Raw genomic sequence first — 20,622 nt, forward strand, 5'->3', positions numbered from 1 at the left:
TGAACAGACGCTACGCCAATATGCACTTGATCGTCATATGGCGTGCAGATATGCTCAGCCTTGTTCGTTGTCCTGGAACAATAGGCGGGTGCCATGCGTTGCGCAATAGGAAGTAGGATTGCATAAATGATCGAAATCAGATGCGTCACGGAATTGATCGTCCGCGACAGTGCAGGCCGTGAAGCGAGCCTGACCGACATCGTGCCGCTGCTGCTGCTGATCGACGAGACGGGCAGCATCGCGCAGGCGGCCGAGCAGCGCCAGCTTTCGTATCGTCATGCGTGGGGCTTGCTGCGGGCACTCGAGGCACGACTCGGCGGGGATCTCATCGATAAGGCGCGCGGCAAGGGCTCGGCCTTGTCGGCGCTGGGGCGTGCCGTCGTGCGCGCGCATCGGCTTTGCGGGGAGCGGCTCGATGGGCCGATGCAGTCCGTGGTGACCGAAGTAGCCGACGATCTCAACCGCCAGCTCGGCGCGCATCGCGGGCCTGTGCGCATTCATGCCTCTCACGGTTATGCGGTGGCCGAGCTGGTGAGCGAGCTCTGCGCGCACGATGCATCCGCGGTCGACATCAAGTACCGGGAGAGCGCCGAGGCGGTGGCGGCGTTGGCGCGCGGTGAATGCGATTTCGCGGGCTTTCACTTGCCGCGCAGCGCGTTTCGCGACCTGTGCGCCGACATCTATCGGCGCTCGCTCGATCCGCGCCGACATGTCCTCATCTATCTGACGCGTCGCCAGCAGGGGCTTTTTCTGCAAAAGGGCAATCCGAAGGGCGTGCGCGGGCTCGACGACCTGGCGCGCGGCGACGTGCGCTTCGTCAACCGCCAGCCGGGCTCGGGGACGCGTCTGGTGCTCGATCTCGCGCTGCGCCGGGTCGGGATCGATCCGGCGCGAGTCAACGGCTACGCGTCGACCGAGCTCACGCACACGGCGATTGCGGCGTTCGTCGCGAGCGGTATGGCCGATGTCGGTTTTGGTGTCGCGCCGGCTGCGCATCGATTCGGCCTCGACTTCATCCCGATCGTCGACGAGGATTACTACTTTGCCTGCGAGCGCATGCGGCTCACGTCGGGGCCGCTGGCGAGCGTGCTCGCGGTGCTGCGCAGCGACGCGTTTCGCGAGAGCGTGTCGCATCTTCAAGGGTACGATCCGACCGAATGCGGCACACTGGTCGACCTCGCGGCCGGCTTGCGCGGCGCCGCGTCGAGCGACGCCGTACCCGATTGACCGGACGTCGCCGCGGCGTCAGGCGGTAATCCGTTACCGAGGTAATGTGTGTCGCCGCCGTGCGTGGCGATTCTGCGTTACGCTTGCAGACTTGCGAATCACGTCTATTCCGCGCGGCTTGCGCGCGGCCATCTCGATATGAAATTCATTACGAACGCTTGTGCGGCCGCGATCGCGGCCGGCGTGCTCACCGCTGTCACCTCGCTGGCTTTCGCGCAGAACTCGCCTGGCGTGCCGGGCGGCATCCTCGACGATCAATTCAAGCTGCAAGAGCATCCGCAAATGCAATTTGCGGCATCGGCACCATCGAAGAAATATCAGTCGCGCACCTCGAAGATGCGCAAGCGCGGCGACCTCGGCGACCCGAACGGCTGCAACCTGCAGTGTCCCGACGACGCCGAGTGAGTCGAGCGTCAGGCGTAAGGAGCGTTAAGCCCCTCGATCAGACCGAGCAGCGGGCAAGATGAAAGCGCAGCTCGGGTTCGTCGACGGATGAATCGGCGTCGTGGGCCTTTTGCGCCTGGACTACCGTGCCCGTGCCCGAGGGGGTCAGCGTGATCAGCCACGCATAGCTGCCTGCGCCACGGCCCACCGCGAGCTGCGTGCGGCCCCCACCGGTGCTTTGGCGTACACCGCCGACGCGGCTCGACAAGCAACTGGCGATCGAGGAGGTCGAGCGCATCGATTTGAAGGAGATCGTCGGTGCCGCTCCGTTTGCCGTAGCGGCGCTTTGCGGTGCGCTCGCGATGGGATCGGACCCGCAGGCCGAGAGCAGGGCGGTTGTTGCGGCGGCAATCAGGGCGAGGGCGGGGAGGCGTCGAGTCATGGCGGTTCGGCAAACGCGGGGTGGCACATCGAATGAACGCCAGTGTAGCGTCGGACGATGGTGTGCAATTGGCCGAACAGAAGGTGAAATCCGGGCAGCGGGCCGGATTGGTGTAACCGAATGTGAATGGATGAGGGGGCGACGCGCGCTGGGGCTGCCCGGCAGCCAGCCGACCAGGGCTGGCCGCCCGTCATTGCGTTACAGCGCGATACCTAGCTTGATACGCGCTTCTGTGTTCTTGGCATTGCTGTCGGCAAGCACGAATCCCTTGTCGACCAGCATTCTCGTCATGTACTGCTTGTTGTACAGGAATGCCATGATGAACTGCCAAAGCGACAGCGTGAAGACGGTCAGAAGCAGATGAAGTGCGGCGATGCTGACTTCGCCTCGGAACAAGGGCACCCACCACCCAAAAAATAGATAGGTCCAGCTGAACCCGAAATACCCTTTTTTCATCATCCCCGATCCGGGGTGCTTGATTAATACGGCGGTGGCCATTTATTTTTCTCCGATAGCGTGCGACTACGCGATTGACATTGACGATCGCGATTGCACTTTAAGTGCTGGGGTCGGATCAGTCAAATTCGAGCGTCGCGGTGGCTCGACGAGGTGCGCGGTTTGCCAAATTTTGCCAAGCCGACTAGGATGCGTTCATGAGCACGATGAATATTTCCCTTCCCGAGACCCTCAAGGCTTTCGTCGACGAGCAGGTCGGCCGACGCGGTTACGGCACGAGCAGTGAGTACGTGCGCGAACTGATTCGCAAGGACCAGGATCGCCAGCAGTTGCGTAGCTTGCTGCTGGCCGGAGCGGCATCGCCTTCAACTTCAGCGGTGGATCAAGGCTACTTTGATTCTTTGCGTGAGCGCGTGCGGGCCGCGCGCGGATGACCGCTAAACGAGTCTTCCCGCGAGAACAGGCCAGGCATGATGTCGACGAGGCTGTGGCCTACTACCTTGGCCAAGAATCCGAGCAGGCTGCGCTGGGCTTCATCGATGCCCTGGAGCAGGGTTATGCGCATATCGCACGCGAACCGGCCAGCGGCTCGCCCCGCTATGCTCATGAGCTAGACCTTCCTGATTTGCGCTCGTGGTCTTTGAGGGGCTACCCGTATCTTCTGTTCTATGTCGAGTGCGACGGTCATATTGATGTTTGGCGGGTCCTGCACGGCATGCGGGATATCCCGGCATGGCTGGGGGACTCAGCGGGTCAGTCCCGTTGACGGACGAGAGGGATATTGAAGCATGCAAAACCAAAGCAAAAGCCCGCTGCAACGCGGGCTTTCGGGGTGTTTCAAGACTTGCTCTAACTTCTCAAAACGACATTTTGGTGGAGCCGGCGGGAATCGAACCCGCGTCCGCAAATAGTCCACAGCCAGTTCTACATACTTAGTTCTATCATTTGATTTAACCGCACCGACGCGGACGAACACGCTTCGTTACGGCGAGTCACTAGATTTTTGGCCCCGGCGTCGTGACGCCACCGAGGATTAGCTGATGTGAATGACCTCGCTAGTCTTGCGACCCTAGCCCATCAGCGAGCTAGTGCGAGGCTGGCGGGGTTAAGCCGCCAATGCGAACGTTTCGTCGTTTGCAGTTACTTAAGTCCCATTGATTAACGAGGTGACGGGTCCTCGGTATGCCCTGAACTGCTTCGTTATCCACGTCGAAACCAGGTCGGCCCCAGCGGAACGTGGAATTATCCCACAGAACGCAAGAGTATGTTGGCCTCGCGTATTTCAAGATGCCTGGCGACGGGGCTGGCTAGCCAAGCTCGCTCAGGAGCCGCCGCAATTGCGTCGGCGATTCGACGATATGCTGTGCGTGCCACATCGAGGGCGGCACTTCGTTGCCGCAATACCCGTATGCGGCCGCGATCGTCACCATGCCTGCGGCAAAGCCGGCCTGCACGTCGCGCAGGTCGTCGCCGATGTACACGATGTGCTCAGGTCGCATCGCCATTTCGTTGGCCGCGTGCAAAAGCGGGGCAGGGTGTGGCTTCGCGTGCGGCGTCGTATCGCCGCTCACGACGCAGCGTGCACGCGCGGCGAGGCCAAGCTGTTCGACGAGCGGCTTCGTTAGCCGCTCCACCTTGTTCGTCACGATGCCCCAGCCGATGCCGCGCGCGTCGAGCTCGTCGAGCAGCTCGCCGATTCCCGGGAAGAGTACCGTTTCGATGCACAGATCGGCTTCGTAGTTGGCGAGAAATTCTTCGCGCATCGGGGCGAAATCGCGATCTTCGGGGCCGATGCCGAATGCGCCGCCGAGCAGCCCACGTGCGCCAGCCGAAGCAAGCGGGCGCAATTGCTCGAACGGCAGAAGCTCGAGGCCGCGTTCACGCCGCATTTTGTTGACGGCGGCAACGAGATCGGGAGCGGTATCGGCAAGCGTGCCGTCAAGATCGAACAGGGCGGCACGGCACAGGCCGACTGTGGCGGGTTTGTCGTTTCGCTCGGGCAGCGACGTCGGTTGGCTCATGAATTAGCTCGGCAGACGAATCTTCAAAAACAGGCAAGGAGGCTCAAACGGGCCGGCGGCACGCGAACAGATAATTGACGCTCGTATCGTCCGACAGGGCGAAGTGCTTGCTGAGCGGCCGATAGGTGATGCCCTTGATCTCGACGCCGAGCAGCTCGGCGGCGCGCACGAACGTCGCGAGCTCCGATGGCCGGATGAAGCGCGCGTAGTCGTGTGTCCCCTTGGGCAGCATTTGTGCCACGTATTCGGCGCCGATGACCGCGAACAGATACGACTTGACGTTGCGATTGAGGGTCGAAAAGAACACCCAGCCGCCCGGTTTGACGAGCGTGGCGCAGGCTTTGACGATCGCTGCGGGGTCGGGCACGTGCTCGAGCATCTCCATGCACGTTACGACGTCGTAGGTGCCCGGTTCGCGCGCGGCCAGCGCTTCGGCTGCGATTTCCTCGTACTCGACGCCGATGCCGCTTTCGAGACTGTGCAGATCGGCGACGCCGAGGGCTTGCGACGACAGATCGATCCCTTTGACTTGCGCGCCGAGCCCCGCCATCGACTCGGACAGGATGCCGCCGCCGCAGCCGATATCGAGGACGCGCTTCCCGGCAAGATGGGCATGGGCATCGATCCAGTTGAGCCGAACGGGATTCAGCTCATGCAGCGGCTTGAACTCCGCGTTCGGATCCCACCAGCGATGGGCGAGATCGCTGAACTTCTGCAATTCGTGGGGATCGGCATTCGTCATATCGGTAGGCGGGCGAGATAGGGTCTGCGGGGCAGCCCCGAGTATATCGAGGCTCAGTCGGAGGCAAAAGCGAAGCGGGGCGAGAAAACTGGCGAGCTTTTGTCGCATGGCCGGCGCGTACCACAGCGTACCGGCAGAAAAAAACCCCGCCGAGGCGGGGTTTTTTCATGCGGCAATCGCAGCTTACTGCTTTGCCGTACCGACCACTTCCACTTCCACGCGGCGGTCCGGTGCGAGGCAGGTGATCAGCTGCTTGCGGTTCTTCTGGTTGCAGCCGGTCGTCACCGGGTTCTTCTTGCCCTTGCCTTCCGTGTAGACACGGTTGGCTTCGATGCCCTTGCTGACCAGGTAAGCCTTCACAGCTTGCGCACGGCGCAGCGACAGACGGTCGTTGTACTTGTCCGAACCGACGCGGTCGGTGTAACCCGTTGCCACGACGACTTCGAGGTTCATACCTTGGATCTTCGAAGCGAGTTCGTCGAGCTTTTCCTTGCCAGCCGGCTTCAGGACAGCCTTGTCGAAGTCGAACAGCGTGTCAGCTTGGTAGGTGACCTTTTGGCTCGTGATCGCCGGAGCAGCCGGGGCGGCCGGAGCAGCCGGGGGCGTCGGTGCTTGCGCCACGAGGGCGCCGTCGCACTTCGCGTTCGCCGTTGCCGGCGTCCAGAACGCATCGCGCCAGCAAAGCTCGTTCGTGCCGTTCATCCACACGTATTCGCCGGTGCCGTTCACCCAGTTGTCATTCGTTGCTTGTCGCGACGCCGGCACCGATTGTGCCGAAGCGGATGCAGCCATAACCGCGGTAGCTGCAATGAACGCGAGCTTTGAAAGTTTATTCATATTTCTCCTCTCGAAATTGAGATTACCGCAGGTTTACTGCGAGCCTGGATGACCAAGACGAGTCAAACATTGCTCGAAGTATAACATTGGTGCGGTACAAAAAATCGTGACCCTGTGGACACTTCGAGCAGTGCCTGACCAAGTGCGTTGGCATTTTGCCATATCGTTCCCTTCTTACGAAAAAAAATCCCCGCCCGCCTCCTATCGTCGGACTCAATTGTGGCGCACGCGCAACACAAGGCTGGGCGTGGCTTAGCGGCCGACGGGGGCCGCACGATGCGTGCCAGGGCGGAGGAAAAAATGACTCGAGCAAGGGAAAATTTGCCGATCACGGCGCGCCGCTCTCCAATGGTCCCCGTCGTCGCATGCGAGTCCTGCACGCGAACGGCGGCGGGCGCGCATGTGGCGCATGGTAGAATCGCGAGATGCCCTGCTTTCGTGCAGGGGTCTTGCGGGGGCGGACGGTACGAGTTCGTTTTCGCCTGAAAAAGATACGGATAATGGATCAATTCGCCAAAGAGACTCTGCCAATCTCCCTCGAGGAGGAAATGCGCCGTTCGTATCTCGATTACGCGATGAGCGTGATCGTGGGGCGCGCGCTCCCCGACGTCCGGGATGGCCTGAAGCCTGTGCATCGCCGCGTGCTCTACGCGATGCACGAGCTCAACAACGACTGGAACCGTGCCTACAAGAAATCGGCGCGTATCGTCGGCGACGTGATCGGTAAGTACCACCCGCACGGTGATACGGCCGTCTACGACACGATCGTGCGGATGGCGCAGGACTTCTCGCTGCGCTACATGCTCGTCGACGGGCAGGGCAACTTCGGATCGATCGACGGCGACAACGCCGCCGCCATGCGGTACACCGAAATCCGCATGGCGAAGATCGGTCACGAGCTGCTCGCCGACATCGACAAGGAAACGGTCGACTTCGGTCCCAACTATGACGGCAGCGAATCCGAGCCGCTGATTCTGCCCGCGCGGATTCCGAATCTGCTGATCAATGGTTCGTCGGGCATCGCGGTCGGCATGGCGACGAACATTCCGCCGCACAACCTCAACGAAGTCGTCGATGCGTGCCATCACCTGCTCAAGAATCCGCAGGCGAGCATCGACGAGCTGATCGAGATCATCCCAGCGCCCGATTTTCCGACCGCCGGCATCATCTACGGCGTGGCGGGCGTGCGCGACGGCTACCGCACGGGGCGTGGGCGCGTAGTCATGCGCGCGCAGACGCACTTCGAGGAAATCGATCGCGGCCAGCGCATGGCGATCATCGTCGACGAGTTGCCGTATCAGGTGAACAAGCGCTCGCTGCTCGAGCGTATCGCCGAGCTCGTCAACGAGAAGAAGCTCGAGGGCATCTCCGACATCCGCGACGAGTCCGACAAGAGCGGCATGCGCGTCGTGATCGAGCTCAAGCGCGGCGAAGTGCCCGAGGTGGTGCTGAACAACCTGTACAAGGCGACGCAGCTGCAAGACACCTTCGGCATGAACATGGTCGCGCTCGTCGACGGCCAGCCGAAGCTGCTCAACCTGAAGGAGATGCTCGACTGCTTCCTGTCGCACCGGCGGGAAGTGCTGACGCGGCGCACTGTATACGAGCTGCGCAAGGCGCGTGAACGCGGCCACGTGCTCGAGGGCCTGGCGGTCGCGCTCGCGAACATCGACGAGTTCATCGCCATCATCAAGGCCGCGCCGACGCCGCCGATCGCCAAGCAGGAGTTGATGGCGCACGCATGGGATTCGTCGCTCGTGCGCGAGATGCTCGCACGTGCCGAAACCGAGAACGCGACGGCGGGCGGACGCGAGGCCTATCGTCCCGAGGGCCTGAACCCGGCGTTCGGCATGCAGGGCGACGGCCTCTACAAGCTGTCCGATACGCAGGCGCAGGAAATCCTGCAAATGCGCCTGCAACGCCTGACGGGCCTCGAGCAGGACAAGATCATCGGCGAGTACCGCGAAGTCATGGCGCAGATCGCCGACCTCCTCGATATCCTGGCCCGCCCCGAACGCATCACGACCATCATCGGCGACGAGCTGACGGCCGTGAAGGCCGAGTTCGGCGATGCGCGCCGCTCGAAGATCGAGCTCAACGCGACCGAACTCAACACCGAAGATCTGATCACCCCGCAGGACATGGTGGTCACGATGTCGCACACCGGCTACGTGAAGTCGCAGCCGCTGTCCGAATATCGCGCGCAAAAGCGCGGCGGACGCGGCAAGCAGGCGACGCAGATGAAGGAAGACGACTGGATCGACACGCTCTTCATCGCCAACACGCACGATCACATCCTGTGCTTCTCGAATCGCGGGCGTGTGTACTGGGTGAAGGTCTACGAGGTGCCGCAAGGCTCGCGCAACGCGCGCGGCCGGCCGATCGTCAACATGTTCCCGCTGCAGGAAGGCGAGAAGATCAACGTGGTGCTGCCGGTCAAGGAATTCTCGGCCGATAAGTTCGTCTTCATGGCGACGGCGCTCGGCACGGTCAAGAAGACCCCGCTCGAAGCCTTCAGCAGACCGCTGCGCAAGGGTATTATTGCGGTCGGCCTCGATGAGGGCGACTACCTGATCGGCGCGGCGATCACCGACGGTCAGCACGACGTCATGCTGTTCTCCGATGCCGGCAAAGCCGTGCGTTTCGACGAAAACGACGTGCGTCCGATGGGCCGCGAGGCGCGTGGCGTTCGCGGCATGCAGCTCGAGGACGGGCAGCAGGTCATCGCGCTGCTCGTCGCGGGCAGCGAAGAGCAGACGGTGCTCACGGCGACCGAGAACGGCTACGGCAAGCGCACGCCGATCACCGAGTACACGCGCCATGGACGCGGCACGAAGGGCATGATCGCGATCCAGACGTCCGAGCGTAACGGCAAGGTCGTCGCCGCGACGCTCGTCGACGCGGAAGACCAGATCATGCTGATCACGACGACGGGCGTGCTGATTCGCACGCGTGTCGCGGAGATCCGCGAGATGGGGCGTGCGACGCAGGGTGTTACACTCATCAGCCTCGATGAGGGTACGAAGCTCTCCGGCCTGCAGCAGATCGCGGAAGCGGACGGCGACGGTGAAGCTGACAGCAGCACGGCAGCCGACGACGAAAACGGCGAGGGCGGCGAGAATGGTGGTGAGGCATGATCGATTTCGATCGATCTGTTTGCCGCAAGCGCCTGAACTGACTAAACACGACAACGCGCGAGACTCGGATGATCCACGGCAGGGGCCGTGAGACGGGGCTTCGCGTGGCAATCGACTCATTTTTATAAAGGGAGTGATGATGCAACGACGATTCAAGCAATGGATGCTGCTGGCTGCTTTCGTGCCCACCTTCGCGATGGCGCAAGCGCTCCAGTCTCAAGCGCCGGCCGCTCAAGCGCCGGCCGATCCGGCCAAGCAGGCTGCGATCAAGGAACTGCTCGAAGCGATCGATGCGCAGAAGCTGGTCGGCGCGATCGGCAGCAGCGCGCAGATGCAAGCCAAGCAGCTCGTTCCGGCGATCCTGTCGGACGCGCTGTCGGAAAACAAGACGATGTCGGACAAGCAAAAGCAAGCCGCTGTGCCGACGCTGCAAAAGAACGCGGTGCCCAAGCTCGTGGACTCGGCTGGCCAGGTCTTCGGGACGGACGCCTTCCGTCAGGACGCGATGCAAGCTCAGTACGACGCGTACGCGAAGTACTACAGCGCGCAGGAAATCAAGGACCTGACGACGTTCTACAAGAGCCCGACGGGCCGCAAGTTCATCGAAGTGCAAGACCAGGTCGGCCGCGACGTCGTGAATGGCCTGATGCAGAAGTACATGCCGCAATCGATCAAGGCAACGCGCGACCAAGCCGACAAGGAAGTTTCGTCGGTCAAGCCGGGCAAGTAAGCCTCGTCCGAATCGGGTAACCCGCGGGAAGCGGGTTTCGAACGGCGGTGCGATAATGGCCGTTTGCGTGCGAGCGCGAACGGCCATTTCTATTTCTGATCGGCGCGGCCTCATCGGTGTCTTTATGCCGCCGCGCCCACTTTCGGGGGTTCTCAACGATGCGCGTCTTCAACTTCTCTGCCGGTCCCGCGGCATTGCCGGAAGAGGTGTTGCGCCAGGCTGCCGACGAAATGCTCGACTGGCACGGCAGCGGCATGAGCGTGATGGAGATGAGCCATCGTGGACGCGAATTCATGTCGATTCACGAAGAGGCGCTGCTCGACCTGCGTGAATTGCTCAAGGTGCCGGCCAGCCACCGCATTCTCTTTTTGCAGGGTGGTGGGCTCGGAGAGAACGCGATCGTGCCGATGAACATGCTCGGTTCGCATACGACGGCCGACTTCGTGGTCACGGGCTCGTGGTCGCAAAAGACGCTCAAAGAAGCGGCCAAGTACTGCACGCCTCACATGGCTGCGACCGGCGAAACAGCCGCCGGCTTCACGCGTTCGCCGGCGCGTGCCGAATGGCATTTGTCCGACAATCCCGCCTACGTGCATCTGTGCACGAACGAGACGATCCACGGTGTCGAGACGTTCGAGATTCCCGATCTCGGCGACATTCCGCTGGTGGCCGACGTCTCGTCGCATGTGCTGTCGCGTCCACTCGACGTCGCGAAGTTCGGCGTGCTCTATGGCGGGGCGCAGAAGAACATCGGCATGGCCGGCATGACGATCGTCATCGTGCGCGAGGATCTGCTCGACCGCGCGCTGCCGATCTGCCCGTCGGCTTTCGAATGGCGCACCGTCGCCGAGAACAATTCGATGTACAACACGCCGCCCACCTACGCGATCTATATCGCGGGGCTCGTGTTCAAATGGCTGAAGCGCCAAGGGGGCCTCGAGGCCATCGAGGCGCGCAATCTGGAGAAGGCGAAGCTCCTGTACGAGACCATCGACACGAGCGACTTCTACATCAACAAGGTGGAGCGCGCGGCGCGTTCGCGGATGAACGTACCGTTTTTCCTCGCGGACGAGTCGCGCAACGAAGATTTCCTGGCCGGCGCCAAGGCGCGCGGGCTGATGCAGCTGAAGGGCCACAAGTCCGTAGGCGGTATGCGGGCGTCGATCTACAACGCGGTGCCGCTCGAGGGCGTGAAAGCGCTCGTCGAGTACATGAAGGAATTCGAACAGTCGCGCGCGTGATGCGCGAGACAAGGCGCGTAGTCAACGCGCGCCGACTTTCGATACGGCCCTTATACGCATGGACGACGAACTCAATTCCAAACTGAAGCCGTTGCGCGATCGCATCGACGCGATCGACGCGCAACTGATCACGCTGCTCAATCAGCGTGCGGCCATCGCCCTCGAAGTGGGCGAGGTCAAGAAGCACTTCAACGCACCCGTGTTTCGGCCTGAACGTGAGCAGCAGGTCATCGCGCGGCTCCAGCACATCAGCGATGGCCCGCTGGCAGGCGAGCACATCAGCGCCATCTGGCGCGAAATCATGGCGGCAAGCCGCTCGCTCGAGCGGACCGTGAAGGCCGCTTACCTGGGCCCGGCCGGCACCTATAGCGAAGAAGCGATGTACGAGTACTTCGGTCATTCGATCGAAGGGCTTGCCTGCCAGTCGATTGACGAGGTGTTTCGCAGCGTCGAGGCGGGTGGGGCGGAATTCGGTGTCGTGCCCGTCGAAAACTCGAGCGAAGGCGCGGTGTCGCGCACGCTCGATCTGCTGCTGCAATCGCAACTCGTGATCGGCGGCGAGCTCGCGCTGCCGATTCGCCACAATCTGCTGACGCTGAGCGGCGCTCTGACGGGCATCACGCGCGTATGTGCCCATCCGCAGGCGCTCGCGCAGTGTCAACGCTGGCTCATGGCGCATCTGCCGCACATCGAGCGTCAGGCCGTGTCGAGCAATGCCGAGGCGGCGCGTCTCGCCTCGCACGATGCCGGCGTCGCCGCGATCGCGAGCGATCGCGCGGCGGCCCATTACGGCCTGCAAATCGCTTATCCGCTGATTCAGGACGATCCGCACAACCGGACGCGTTTCGTCATGATCGGTCATACGCCCGCTTGTCCGAGCGGACACGACCAGACTTCGCTGATCGTCTCCGTGAAGAACGAGCCGGGCGCCGTATTCAAGCTGCTCGAGCCGCTGGCGCGGCATGGCGTGTCGATGACGCGCTTCGAATCGCGTCCGGCCCGGGTCGGCACCTGGGAGTATTACTTCTATATCGACGTCGAAGGTCATCGCGAAGAGGCACCCGTTGCCGCGACGCTCGCCGAGCTCGAAAGGAAAGCCGCATTCCTCAAGATTCTCGGCTCCTATCCGCGTGCGCGTTAATGCGTGCCGCGGTGCGTCGCATCGCTTCAGCTTGCTTGTCGCGATGCGCCTCGCGCGTCGAACCATCCTGCTTCACCCGCACTGTCCGCTTTGGAGACACACATGACAATGCAATACGGCCCTTCCTACGTGCGTGAAATCGCCCCCTATGTCGCCGGCAAGCCGATCTCGGAAGTCGCGCGCGAATTCGGGCTCGATGAGGCGCATATCGTGAAGCTGGCGTCGAACGAGAACCCGCTCGGCATGCCCGATTCGGCCAAGGCAGCGATGACTGCCGCTGCCGCGGAACTGGGTCGTTATCCCGATGCCAACGCGTTCGAGCTGAAGGCCGCTTTGAGCGCGCACTACGGCGTGCCGGCTGACTGGATCACGCTTGGCAACGGCAGCAACGACATCCTCGAACTGGCCGCGCATGCATTCGTCGAGAAGTCGCAGTCGATCATCTACGCGCAATACTCGTTCGCCGTGTACGCACTCGCGACGCAAGGTCTCGGGGCGCGCGCGATCGTCGTTCCGGCAGTGCAGTACGGGCACGACCTCGATGCGATGCTGCGCGCGATTGAGCCCGACACGCGGCTCATCTTCATCGCGAACCCGAACAACCCGACCGGCACGTTCGTCGAAGGTCCGGTGCTCGAGGCATTTCTCGAGAAGGTGCCCAAGAACGTCGTCGTCGTGCTCGACGAGGCATACACCGAATATCTGTCGGCCGACAAGCGCTATGACTCGATCGCGTGGGTGCGCCGCTTTCCGAACCTGCTGGTGTCGCGCACGTTCTCGAAGGCGTTCGGGCTGGCCGGTCTGCGCGTCGGCTTCGCGATCGCTCAGCCCGAGCTGACCGATCTGATGAATCGTCTGCGTCAGCCGTTCAACGTCAACACGATCGCGCAGGCAGCGGCCATCGCGGCGCTGAACGATCGCCCCTTCCTCGAGAAGAGCGCGACGCTCAATGCAACCGGTTACCAATGCCTGACCGATGCGTTCGACAAGCTCGGCCTCGAGTACGTACCGTCGTCGGGCAACTTCGTGCTCGTGCGCGTCGGCAACGACGACGGTGCGGGCGCGCGCGTGAACCTCGCGCTGCTCAAGCAGGGCGTGATCGTGCGGCCGGTCGGCAACTACGGGCTGCCGCAGTGGCTGCGCGTGACGGTCGGTCTGCCCGAGGAAAACGAAGCATTCATCGCGGCGCTCGAGAAGGCGCTCGCGACGGCGTAAGCCGCCGCATTTCCCCTCGCGCGCACCCGGTGTTCCGGGCGCGCGCTTTGTTCTGGTAGCTCCGTTGTGACCACGTTCTCTTTCGAAAAATTGGTGATCTTCGGCGTCGGCTTGATCGGCGGCTCGCTGGCGCGCGCGTTGCGCGAGCGCGGCGGTGTCGCGCGAGGCGGCTCGATCGTCGGTGTGGGGCGCTCGAGCGCATCGGGCGAACGGGCGCGGCAACTCGGCGTCGTCGACGAAATCGCGGCGCTCGAGGACGATGCATCGCTCGCTCGCGCGCTTGCCGGTGCGGACCTCGTGCTGCTGGCCGCACCGGTCGCGCAGACGGGGCCGCTGCTTCGGCGGATCGCACCGTTTCTCGATGCCGCCACGTTGATCACCGATGCGGGCAGCACGAAGAGCGACGTGATCGCTGCGGCCCGTGAGGCGCTCGGGGCGCGCATCGGCCAGTTCGTGCCGGGCCACCCGATCGCAGGGCGCGAGTCGAGCGGCGTCGAAGCGGCGCTCGCCGATCTGTACGTGGGCCGCAACGTGGTGCTGTGCGCACTGCCCGAGAACCGGCCTGACGACGTGCACCGTATCGAAGCCATGTGGCGCGCCACCGGGGCGCATGTGCGCACCATGGATGGCGCGCAACACGATCGCGTGTTCGCCGCCGTCAGTCATTTGCCGCATCTGCTGTCGTTCGCGCTCGTCGAGCAGATCCTCGGCGAAGCCGATAGCGCGCTGAAGTTTTCGTTCGCGGCCGGCGGCTTTCGTGATTTCACTCGCATCGCGGCATCGAGCCCCGAGATGTGGCGCGATGTCTGCTTGGCCAACCGCGAAGCGCTCGTCGACGAACTCGACGCTTATATGGCAGTGCTCGCGCGTTTGCGCGCCGCCATGTTGGCGGGCGACGGCGCGACGCTCGAAGCGGTGTTCGCGCGCTCGCGCGAGGCACGTACCGGATGGCTGGAGCGTGGCGCGAGAGCCGCGCGTCCGCTCGACGATCTCGCATCGACATAAACAGGAAACGCTATGGAATATCTGGATCTCGGACCGTTTTCCCGCGCGCAGGGCACCGTCCGCCTGCCCGGCTCGAAGAGCATTTCCAATCGCGTGCTGCTGCTCGCGGCACTGGCAGAGGGCGAAACGACGATCACGAATCTGCTCGATTCGGACGACACGCGCGTGATGCTCGATGCGCTGACCAAGCTCGGCGTGAAGCTCAAGCGCGAAGGCGACGTGTGTGTCGTCGCGGGCACGCGCGGTGCGTTTACGGCCAAGACGGCCGATCTGTTTCTGGGCAACGCCGGTACGGCGATTCGTCCGCTCACGGCGGCGCTGGCGGTCAACGGCGGCGACTATCGCGTGCACGGCGTGCCGCGCATGCACGAGCGCCCGATCGGCGATCTCGTCGACGGCTTGCGGCAGATCGGCGCGCGCATCGACTATGAAGCCAACGAGGGCTATCCGCCGCTCAGGATCCGGGCGGGGGAGATTACGGTCGATGCGCCGATCCGCGTGCGCGGCGACGTCTCGAGTCAATTCCTGACGGCGCTGCTGATGGCGCTGCCGCTCGTGCGCGCCGAAAGCGGGCAGGTCGTGCTCGAAGTCGAGGGCGAACTGATCTCGAAGCCCTACATCGAGATCACGATGCGGCTCATGGCGCGCTTCGGCGTGACGGTCGAGCGCGAAGGCTGGCAGCGCTTCACGGTGCCGGCCGGCGTGCGCTATCGCGCGCCGGGCACGATCGCGGTCGAGGGCGATGCGTCGTCGGCTTCGTATTTCCTGGCTGCCGGTGCGCTGGCCGGCGGGCCGGTGCGAGTGGTGGGCGTCGGCCATGCCAGCATTCAAGGCGACGTCGCGTTCGCCGACGCACTGACGCGCATGGGTGCGAACGTGACGATCGGCGAGGACTGGATCGAGGTGCGCGGCGTGGGTCACGATCACGGCCAGCTCGAGGCGATCGACATGGATTGCAACCTGATTCCCGATGCCGCGATGACGCTGGCCGTCGCGGCGCTGACGGCCCGCGGCACGACCACGCTGCGCAACATCGGCAGCTGGCGCGTGAAGGAAACCGATCGCATCGCGGCAATGGCGAAGGAGCTGCGCAAGGTCGGTGCGACGATCGAGGAGGGGGCCGACTATCTGGTCGTCACGCCACCCGAGCGCTTGACTGCGGATGCCGCGATCGATACGTATGACGATCACCGCATGGCGATGTGCTTTTCGCTCGTGAGCCTGGCCGGCGTGCCGGTGCGCATCAACGATCCGAAATGCGTCGGCAAGACGTTTCCCGATTACTTCGATCGTTTCAATACGCTCGTGACCCCCTGACCGCAGTTCTTGCTTTTGCTTAGATGAAACCGACTCGTCCCTTTCACCAGACCCCTGTCATCGCGATCGACGGCCCGACCGCGTCGGGCAAGGGCACCGTAGCCACGCTCGTGGCGGCCCAGCTGGGCTTTCACTTGCTCGACAGCGGTGCGCTCTATCGACTTGCCGCGCTCGCGAGCCTGCGCTACGAGATCGCGCCCGATGCGGCTGACGACCTCGCGGCGCTGGTCGGCGATCTGCACATCACGTTTCGCGAAGGCTGCGCGCAGCTCGACGGCGTCGATGTGTCCAATGAGATTCGCGCCGAGGAGATCGGCAACCGCGCGTCGGCGATTGCCGTGCACCAGGCCGTGCGTGCCGCGCTCGTCGCCCGCCAGCGCGCGTTCCGCAAGGAGCCGGGGCTCGTCGCGGACGGCCGCGACATGGGCACGGTGATCTTCCCGGACGCCCCGCTCAAGGTGTTTTTGACGGCGAGCGTCGAGGCCCGCGCGGCGAGGCGGTATAAGCAATTGATCCAAAAAGGATTTTCTGCTAATATGGATGACTTGCTCCGGGATTTGCGTGAACGTGATGCGCGCGACAGCAATCGCGCAGTCGCGCCGCTCAAACCCGCAGCAGATGCAAAGCTGCTCGATACCTCGGCGCTGACGATCGACCAGGCGGTCGATCAAGTGGTGCAGTGGTATCAGGCACAGTAGGTGTTTCGCGCGTTCGCGCGCGGAGCGTGGTATCAACCCTTAACCCCGTATGGTGCTCGCAGCCATGCCGTATTTGTCCCGGTCTGATCGATCGGGCTGGCAGCGCGAAGCCATGCAATTACGATTTTTATGTCCGACCTGCAAACCTCCAACCCGAACACCGAATCTTTTGCGGCCCTTTTCGAAGAGTCGCTGACCAAGCAAGACATGCGCGCCGGCGAAGTGATCTCCGCCGAAGTCGTGCGTGTGGACCACAACTTTGTGGTCGTCAACGCTGGTCTCAAGTCCGAAGCCTACATTCCCATTGAGGAATTCCTGAACGATCAGGGCGAGGTAGAAGTGCAGGCGGGTGACTTCGTTTCGGTCGCGATCGACGCGCTCGAAAACGGCTACGGTGACACGATCCTGTCGCGCGACAAGGCGAAGCGTCTCGCTTCGTGGCTGTCGCTCGAAAAGGCGCTCGACAACAACGAACTCGTGACCGGCACGATCACGGGCAAGGTCAAGGGCGGCATGACCGTGATGGTCAACGGCATCCGCGCGTTCCTGCCCGGCTCGCTCGTCGACACGCGTCCCGTCAAGGACACGACGCCGTACGAAGGCAAGACCCTCGAATTCCGCGTCATCAAGCTCGACCGCAAGCGTAACAACGTCGTGCTGTCGCGCCGCGCCGTGATCGAAGCGACGCAAGGCGAAGAGCGCGCGAAGCTGCTCGAGACGCTCAAGGAAGGCGCGATCGTCAACGGCGTGGTCAAGAACATCACCGACTACGGTGCGTTCGTGGACCTCGGCGGCATCGACGGCCTGCTGCACATCACCGACATCGCATGGCGCCGCGTGCGTCACCCGAGCGAAGTCCTGTCGGTCGGCCAGGAAGTCACGGCCAAGATCCTCAAGTTCGACCAAGAGAAGAACCGCGTCTCGCTCGGCATCAAGCAACTGGGCGACGATCCGTGGGAAGGCATCTCGCGTCGCTATCCGTCGGGCACGCGCCTGTTCGGCAAGGTCACGAACATCACCGACTACGGCGCATTCGTCGAAGTGGAATCGGGCATCGAAGGCCTGGTCCACGTGTCGGAAATGGACTGGACGAACAAGAACGTCGCACCGTCGAAGGTTGTTCAGCTCGGCGACGAAGTCGAAGTCATGGTGCTCGAGATCGACGAAGACCGTCGTCGTATCAGCCTCGGCATGAAGCAGTGCAAGCCGAATCCGTGGGACGACTTCAGCCGTAACTTCAAGAAGGGCGACAAGATCAGCGGCGCGATCAAGTCGATCACCGACTTCGGCGTGTTCATCGGCCTGCCTGGCGGCATCGACGGCCTGGTCCACCTGTCGGACCTGTCGTGGAGCGAAACTGGCGAAGAAGCGGTTCGCAAGTACAAGAAGGGCGACGAAGTGGAAGCGGTCGTGCTCGGCATCGACGTCGAGAAGGAACGCATTTCGCTCGGCATCAAGCAGCTCGAGGGCGACCCGTTCAGCAACTTCGTTGCGATGAACGACAAGGGCTCGATCGTCGACGGTATCGTCAAGTCGGTCGATGCCAAGGGCGCTGTGGTTGCGCTGTCGGCTGAAGTCGAAGGCTACCTGCGTGCTTCGGAAATCGCGCAAGACCGCGTGGAAGATGCTCGCAACGTGCTGAAGGAAGGCGATAAGGTCAACGCGATGATCATCAACATCGATCGCAAGTCGCGTGGTATCAACCTGTCGATCAAGGCGAAGGATTCGGCTGAGCAGCAAGAAGCGATGCGTGGCCTCGCGGCCGACTCGAGCTCGGCTGCGTCGGGTACGACGAACCTCGGCGCGCTGCTGAAGGCCAAGCTCGACGGCCAGAATCAGTAATAAGCCTTAAGAGGTCTGCCGCAGTATGACCAAATCGGAATTGGTCGCCCAGTTGGCAGCGCGATTTCCGCAACTTGTCCTCAAGGATGCGGATTTCGCGGTGAAGACGATGCTCGATGCGATGTCGGAGGCGCTTGCCAAAGGTCATCGCATCGAAATTCGTGGCTTCGGTAGTTTCGGTCTGAACCGCCGTCCGTCCCGCGTGGGGCGTAATCCGAAGTCGGGGGAAAAAGTGCTGGTGCCCGAGAAGCACGTGCCGCACTTCAAACCCGGCAAGGAGTTGCGCGAGCGGGTGGATGGCAGGGCAGGCGAGCCGCTGAAGCTTGCGGAGGCGGACGACAATCTGTGAGCGTCGCCTGGGGGAGGGCTAGGCTCCCTCGGGCACGTAGGGTCCACGACCTGTGCGGATTGCCGCCGACTTCCGACAGCCGGGCCGGCAACGATCGAAAAAGCGCCTTCGGGCGCTTTTTTTATGTCTGTTGACTTGGCCATCGTTGTCGATATCCCACCGGCGCGCCTGCCTGCGAGGGCTTCCTTTACAATACGGGGCACTTCTGAACCGGCGGCGTACGTGAGCCGCTGCCGTCGCAGTCAAGAGACCTTCTATGAAATTCATCGTCTGGTTGATCCGCGTGCTCGTGTTCGTGCTGTTGCTCGTGCTGGCGCTCGACAATATGCATAGCGCCACGCTGAACTTGCTCACTCATCCCTGGCAAGCGCCGCTGATTCTGATCGGCCTCGCGTTCTTCGGCGTAGGCTTGCTGGCGGGCCTCGTCTCGGCATTGCCGTCGCTCGTTCGGCTGAAGCTCGAGAACGGGCGCTTGCGGCGTGACTTGCGCACGGCTCGCGAGACGCCGGCCGTGACGGTCGAGCCGCCGATGCCCCCGATCGTCTGAGCGCTGCACACGCGCCAACCTGCCTTTCTTTCGCATTCACGACCTTCGCATGGATCTCGATTTCTGGTGGCTGCTCGTTATTCCCCTGGCGTTCGCGCTCGGGTGGGCGGCGGCACGCTATGACCTGAAGACGCTGCTGTCAGAGAGCGCCAATTTGCCGCGGTCGTACTTCCGCGGCCTCAATTTCCTGTTGAACGAGCAGCCTGACCAGGCGATCGACGCGTTTATCGAGGTCGTCAAACTCGATCCCGACACGATCGAACTGCATTTCGCGCTCGGCAACCTGTTTCGCCGGCGCGGTGAGACGGACCGCGCGATTCGCATCCACCAGAATCTGCTCGGACGTCCCGATCTACCCGAGAACGAGCGCGATCACGCGCTGTTCGAACTGGGGCAGGACTTCCTCAAGGCGGGCTTGCTCGACCGCGCCGAAGACGCGCTGATGAAGCTCGAGGCGGGCGAGTACGCGAGCGACGCGCAGCGTGCGCTGCTGACGATCTACGAGATCGAGAAGGATTGGATCAAGGCAATCGGTGCGGCGCGCCGGCTCGAGACGATGGGCACCGATTCGCTCGCGAAGGAGATCGCGCAGTTTCATTGCGAGCTTGCCCAGGAAGCGCTGCAACGCAAACAGACGGCCGAGGCCGCCGAGCAATTGAAGCTCGCGTTGCAAGCCAATGCTCAGAACGTTCGGGCGACGATTTTGGCCGGCGACGTCGAGCAAGCGGCCGGCCATCACGCGCAAGCGATCGAGGCATGGTTGCGCGTGGAAGGTCAGAATCCCGCTTATCTGCCGCTCGTGGCCGAGAAGCTGATGAAGGGCTATGCGGCGCTCGGGCGTGCCGCCGACGGCGCCGCGCGGTTGACCGAATACGTCGAGCGCTATGGCTCCAACGATCTGCTCGAGCTGGCCTATCCGCACGTCGCCGAACTCTCCGGTGCCGAGGCCGCGCATGGGTTGGCCCGCGCGCAAATGCAGCGCGCACCGAATCTGGCCGGCATGACGCGGCTGATCGAAGCGCAGATGGCCACGGCCGAGGAGCCGCGGCGCACCGAGCTCGACCTCATGCGCACGCTGATCAAGCAGCGCACCAAAAATTTGCCACGATACACATGCCAGAATTGCGGCTTCAGGGCGCGCCTGTTTTATTGGCAGTGTCCTGGCTGCAGTGGCTGGGAGACTTATGCGCCACGCCGTGTCGAGGCGATGGCGGCGCAAAGTTGACCTCGACCGTGAGGCGCGTGGCAACGTGCGCCTCGCCCAATACGATTGACGCGGCGAGCAGGCCGC

Annotated in this window: 21 protein-coding genes and 1 other RNA gene; 16 read left to right on the forward strand and 6 right to left on the reverse strand. The window is 62.9% G+C overall.

Annotation, left to right across the window (positions count from 1 at the left end; translation table 11 throughout):
• Positions 1-126: 126 nt before the first annotated feature.
• Together D7S89_RS00475 and D7S89_RS00480 are read left to right on the forward strand one after the other, a co-directional pair.
• Positions 127-1,227 carry a substrate-binding domain-containing protein gene (locus D7S89_RS00475; protein ID WP_121274784.1) on the forward strand — a complete coding sequence of 367 codons (1,101 nt, stop codon included), beginning with the start codon at positions 127-129 and terminating at the stop codon, positions 1,225-1,227.
• 138 nt (positions 1,228-1,365) lie between these two features.
• On the forward strand, positions 1,366-1,632 hold the full coding sequence (locus D7S89_RS00480) for a hypothetical protein (protein ID WP_121275923.1): 267 nt from the start codon (positions 1,366-1,368) through the stop codon (positions 1,630-1,632).
• Positions 1,633-1,669: 37 nt separating this feature from the next.
• On the opposite strand, the gene D7S89_RS00485 is transcribed toward D7S89_RS00480, so the two are convergent.
• Positions 1,670-2,053, reverse strand: a complete 384-nt coding sequence (locus D7S89_RS00485) for a sugar ABC transporter ATPase (RefSeq protein WP_121274785.1) — start codon at positions 2,051-2,053, stop codon at positions 1,670-1,672.
• Between the two features lie 198 nt (positions 2,054-2,251).
• A complete protein-coding gene (locus D7S89_RS00490; RefSeq protein WP_121274786.1) occupies positions 2,252-2,551 on the reverse strand; it encodes a hypothetical protein in 300 nt (99 codons plus the stop codon).
• 155 nt (positions 2,552-2,706) lie between these two features.
• Here D7S89_RS00490 and D7S89_RS00495 point away from each other — a divergent pair, with 155 nt between their 5' ends.
• Entirely contained in the window at positions 2,707-2,943 is a 237-nt protein-coding gene (locus D7S89_RS00495; protein WP_121274787.1) for a type II toxin-antitoxin system ParD family antitoxin, read from the forward strand.
• Positions 2,940-3,275 (forward strand): type II toxin-antitoxin system RelE/ParE family toxin, encoded by a 336-nt coding sequence (locus D7S89_RS00500; RefSeq protein ID WP_121274788.1) that lies wholly within the window; start codon positions 2,940-2,942, stop codon positions 3,273-3,275. Before D7S89_RS00495 ends, D7S89_RS00500 begins: the two co-directional genes overlap by 4 nt.
• Positions 3,276-3,380: 105 nt before the next feature.
• Here the strand turns inward: D7S89_RS00500 and ssrA are convergent.
• From ssrA to ompA, 4 genes are all read right to left on the reverse strand, one after another.
• Positions 3,381-3,737, reverse strand: a transfer-messenger RNA (tmRNA) gene (gene ssrA, locus D7S89_RS00505).
• Between the two features lie 79 nt (positions 3,738-3,816).
• Positions 3,817-4,530 carry an HAD family hydrolase gene (locus D7S89_RS00510; protein ID WP_121274789.1) on the reverse strand — a complete coding sequence of 238 codons (714 nt, stop codon included), beginning with the start codon at positions 4,528-4,530 and terminating at the stop codon, positions 3,817-3,819.
• 43 nt (positions 4,531-4,573) lie between these two features.
• Positions 4,574-5,272, reverse strand: coding sequence for a bifunctional 2-polyprenyl-6-hydroxyphenol methylase/3-demethylubiquinol 3-O-methyltransferase UbiG (gene ubiG, locus D7S89_RS00515; RefSeq protein WP_121274790.1), 699 nt, complete (start codon positions 5,270-5,272; stop codon positions 4,574-4,576).
• Positions 5,273-5,455: 183 nt separating this feature from the next.
• Entirely contained in the window at positions 5,456-6,109 is a 654-nt protein-coding gene (gene ompA, locus D7S89_RS00520; protein ID WP_121274791.1) for an outer membrane protein OmpA, read from the reverse strand.
• A gap of 500 nt (positions 6,110-6,609) precedes the next feature.
• On the opposite strand from ompA, the gene gyrA reads away from it, so the two are divergent.
• From gyrA to lapB, 12 genes are all read left to right on the forward strand, one after another.
• Positions 6,610-9,246, forward strand: coding sequence for a DNA gyrase subunit A (gene gyrA / locus D7S89_RS00525; RefSeq protein WP_121274792.1), 2,637 nt, complete (start codon positions 6,610-6,612; stop codon positions 9,244-9,246).
• A 139-nt stretch (positions 9,247-9,385) separates the two neighbouring features.
• Positions 9,386-9,976, forward strand: a complete 591-nt coding sequence (locus D7S89_RS00530) for a DUF2059 domain-containing protein (RefSeq protein ID WP_121275924.1) — start codon at positions 9,386-9,388, stop codon at positions 9,974-9,976.
• A 158-nt stretch (positions 9,977-10,134) separates the two neighbouring features.
• A complete protein-coding gene (serC, locus tag D7S89_RS00535; protein WP_121274793.1) occupies positions 10,135-11,217 on the forward strand; it encodes a 3-phosphoserine/phosphohydroxythreonine transaminase in 1,083 nt (360 codons plus the stop codon).
• Between the two features lie 58 nt (positions 11,218-11,275).
• Positions 11,276-12,358 carry a prephenate dehydratase gene (gene pheA, locus D7S89_RS00540; RefSeq protein ID WP_121274794.1) on the forward strand — a complete coding sequence of 361 codons (1,083 nt, stop codon included), beginning with the start codon at positions 11,276-11,278 and terminating at the stop codon, positions 12,356-12,358.
• A gap of 102 nt (positions 12,359-12,460) precedes the next feature.
• Positions 12,461-13,573 (forward strand): histidinol-phosphate transaminase, encoded by a 1,113-nt coding sequence (hisC, locus tag D7S89_RS00545; protein WP_121274795.1) that lies wholly within the window; start codon positions 12,461-12,463, stop codon positions 13,571-13,573.
• Between the two features lie 66 nt (positions 13,574-13,639).
• Positions 13,640-14,578, forward strand: a complete 939-nt coding sequence (locus D7S89_RS00550; RefSeq protein ID WP_121274796.1) for a prephenate dehydrogenase — start codon at positions 13,640-13,642, stop codon at positions 14,576-14,578.
• 12 nt (positions 14,579-14,590) lie between these two features.
• Positions 14,591-15,895, forward strand: a complete 1,305-nt coding sequence (gene aroA, locus D7S89_RS00555) for a 3-phosphoshikimate 1-carboxyvinyltransferase (protein ID WP_121274797.1) — start codon at positions 14,591-14,593, stop codon at positions 15,893-15,895.
• A 23-nt stretch (positions 15,896-15,918) separates the two neighbouring features.
• The gene (cmk, locus tag D7S89_RS00560) at positions 15,919-16,593 is read left to right on the forward strand and encodes a (d)CMP kinase (protein ID WP_121274798.1); all 675 of its coding nucleotides are present in this window, start codon (positions 15,919-15,921) and stop codon (positions 16,591-16,593) included.
• A 129-nt stretch (positions 16,594-16,722) separates the two neighbouring features.
• On the forward strand, positions 16,723-18,435 hold the full coding sequence (gene rpsA / locus D7S89_RS00565; protein WP_121274799.1) for a 30S ribosomal protein S1: 1,713 nt from the start codon (positions 16,723-16,725) through the stop codon (positions 18,433-18,435).
• A 25-nt stretch (positions 18,436-18,460) separates the two neighbouring features.
• Entirely contained in the window at positions 18,461-18,784 is a 324-nt protein-coding gene (locus D7S89_RS00570) for an integration host factor subunit beta (protein ID WP_121274800.1), read from the forward strand.
• 256 nt (positions 18,785-19,040) lie between these two features.
• Positions 19,041-19,331, forward strand: a complete 291-nt coding sequence (locus tag D7S89_RS00575) for a LapA family protein (RefSeq protein WP_121274801.1) — start codon at positions 19,041-19,043, stop codon at positions 19,329-19,331.
• Between the two features lie 49 nt (positions 19,332-19,380).
• Complete coding sequence (gene lapB / locus D7S89_RS00580; protein ID WP_121274802.1) at positions 19,381-20,556, forward strand: lipopolysaccharide assembly protein LapB; 1,176 nt, start codon at positions 19,381-19,383, stop codon at positions 20,554-20,556.
• Positions 20,557-20,622: the final 66 nt, after the last annotated feature.

Origin of the sequence: Trinickia fusca (assembly GCF_003628145.1) — a bacterium.
GTDB lineage: Bacteria > Pseudomonadota > Gammaproteobacteria > Burkholderiales > Burkholderiaceae > Trinickia > Trinickia fusca.

Excerpts from the sequence above, each read along its gene's own strand:
- serC (WP_121274793.1), top strand. The coding sequence starts at position 10,135 with ATGCGCGTCTTCAACTTCTCTGCCGGTCCCGCGGCATTGCCGGAAGAG.
- hisC (WP_121274795.1), top strand. The coding sequence starts at position 12,461 with ATGACAATGCAATACGGCCCTTCCTACGTGCGTGAAATCGCCCCCTAT.
- D7S89_RS00510 (WP_121274789.1), bottom strand. The coding sequence starts at position 4,530 with ATGAGCCAACCGACGTCGCTGCCCGAGCGAAACGACAAACCCGCCACA.
- D7S89_RS00485 (WP_121274785.1), bottom strand. The coding sequence starts at position 2,053 with ATGACTCGACGCCTCCCCGCCCTCGCCCTGATTGCCGCCGCAACAACC.
- D7S89_RS00570 (WP_121274800.1), top strand. The coding sequence starts at position 18,461 with ATGACCAAATCGGAATTGGTCGCCCAGTTGGCAGCGCGATTTCCGCAA.
- cmk (WP_121274798.1), top strand. The coding sequence starts at position 15,919 with ATGAAACCGACTCGTCCCTTTCACCAGACCCCTGTCATCGCGATCGAC.
- D7S89_RS00495 (WP_121274787.1), top strand. The coding sequence starts at position 2,707 with ATGAGCACGATGAATATTTCCCTTCCCGAGACCCTCAAGGCTTTCGTC.
- D7S89_RS00475 (WP_121274784.1), top strand. The coding sequence starts at position 127 with ATGATCGAAATCAGATGCGTCACGGAATTGATCGTCCGCGACAGTGCA.
- D7S89_RS00490 (WP_121274786.1), bottom strand. The coding sequence starts at position 2,551 with ATGGCCACCGCCGTATTAATCAAGCACCCCGGATCGGGGATGATGAAA.
- D7S89_RS00480 (WP_121275923.1), top strand. The coding sequence starts at position 1,366 with ATGAAATTCATTACGAACGCTTGTGCGGCCGCGATCGCGGCCGGCGTG.
- gyrA (WP_121274792.1), top strand. The coding sequence starts at position 6,610 with ATGGATCAATTCGCCAAAGAGACTCTGCCAATCTCCCTCGAGGAGGAA.
- lapB (WP_121274802.1), top strand. The coding sequence starts at position 19,381 with ATGGATCTCGATTTCTGGTGGCTGCTCGTTATTCCCCTGGCGTTCGCG.
- D7S89_RS00575 (WP_121274801.1), top strand. The coding sequence starts at position 19,041 with ATGAAATTCATCGTCTGGTTGATCCGCGTGCTCGTGTTCGTGCTGTTG.
- pheA (WP_121274794.1), top strand. The coding sequence starts at position 11,276 with ATGGACGACGAACTCAATTCCAAACTGAAGCCGTTGCGCGATCGCATC.
- aroA (WP_121274797.1), top strand. The coding sequence starts at position 14,591 with ATGGAATATCTGGATCTCGGACCGTTTTCCCGCGCGCAGGGCACCGTC.
- ubiG (WP_121274790.1), bottom strand. The coding sequence starts at position 5,272 with ATGACGAATGCCGATCCCCACGAATTGCAGAAGTTCAGCGATCTCGCC.
- rpsA (WP_121274799.1), top strand. The coding sequence starts at position 16,723 with ATGTCCGACCTGCAAACCTCCAACCCGAACACCGAATCTTTTGCGGCC.
- D7S89_RS00500 (WP_121274788.1), top strand. The coding sequence starts at position 2,940 with ATGACCGCTAAACGAGTCTTCCCGCGAGAACAGGCCAGGCATGATGTC.
- D7S89_RS00530 (WP_121275924.1), top strand. The coding sequence starts at position 9,386 with ATGCAACGACGATTCAAGCAATGGATGCTGCTGGCTGCTTTCGTGCCC.
- ompA (WP_121274791.1), bottom strand. The coding sequence starts at position 6,109 with ATGAATAAACTTTCAAAGCTCGCGTTCATTGCAGCTACCGCGGTTATG.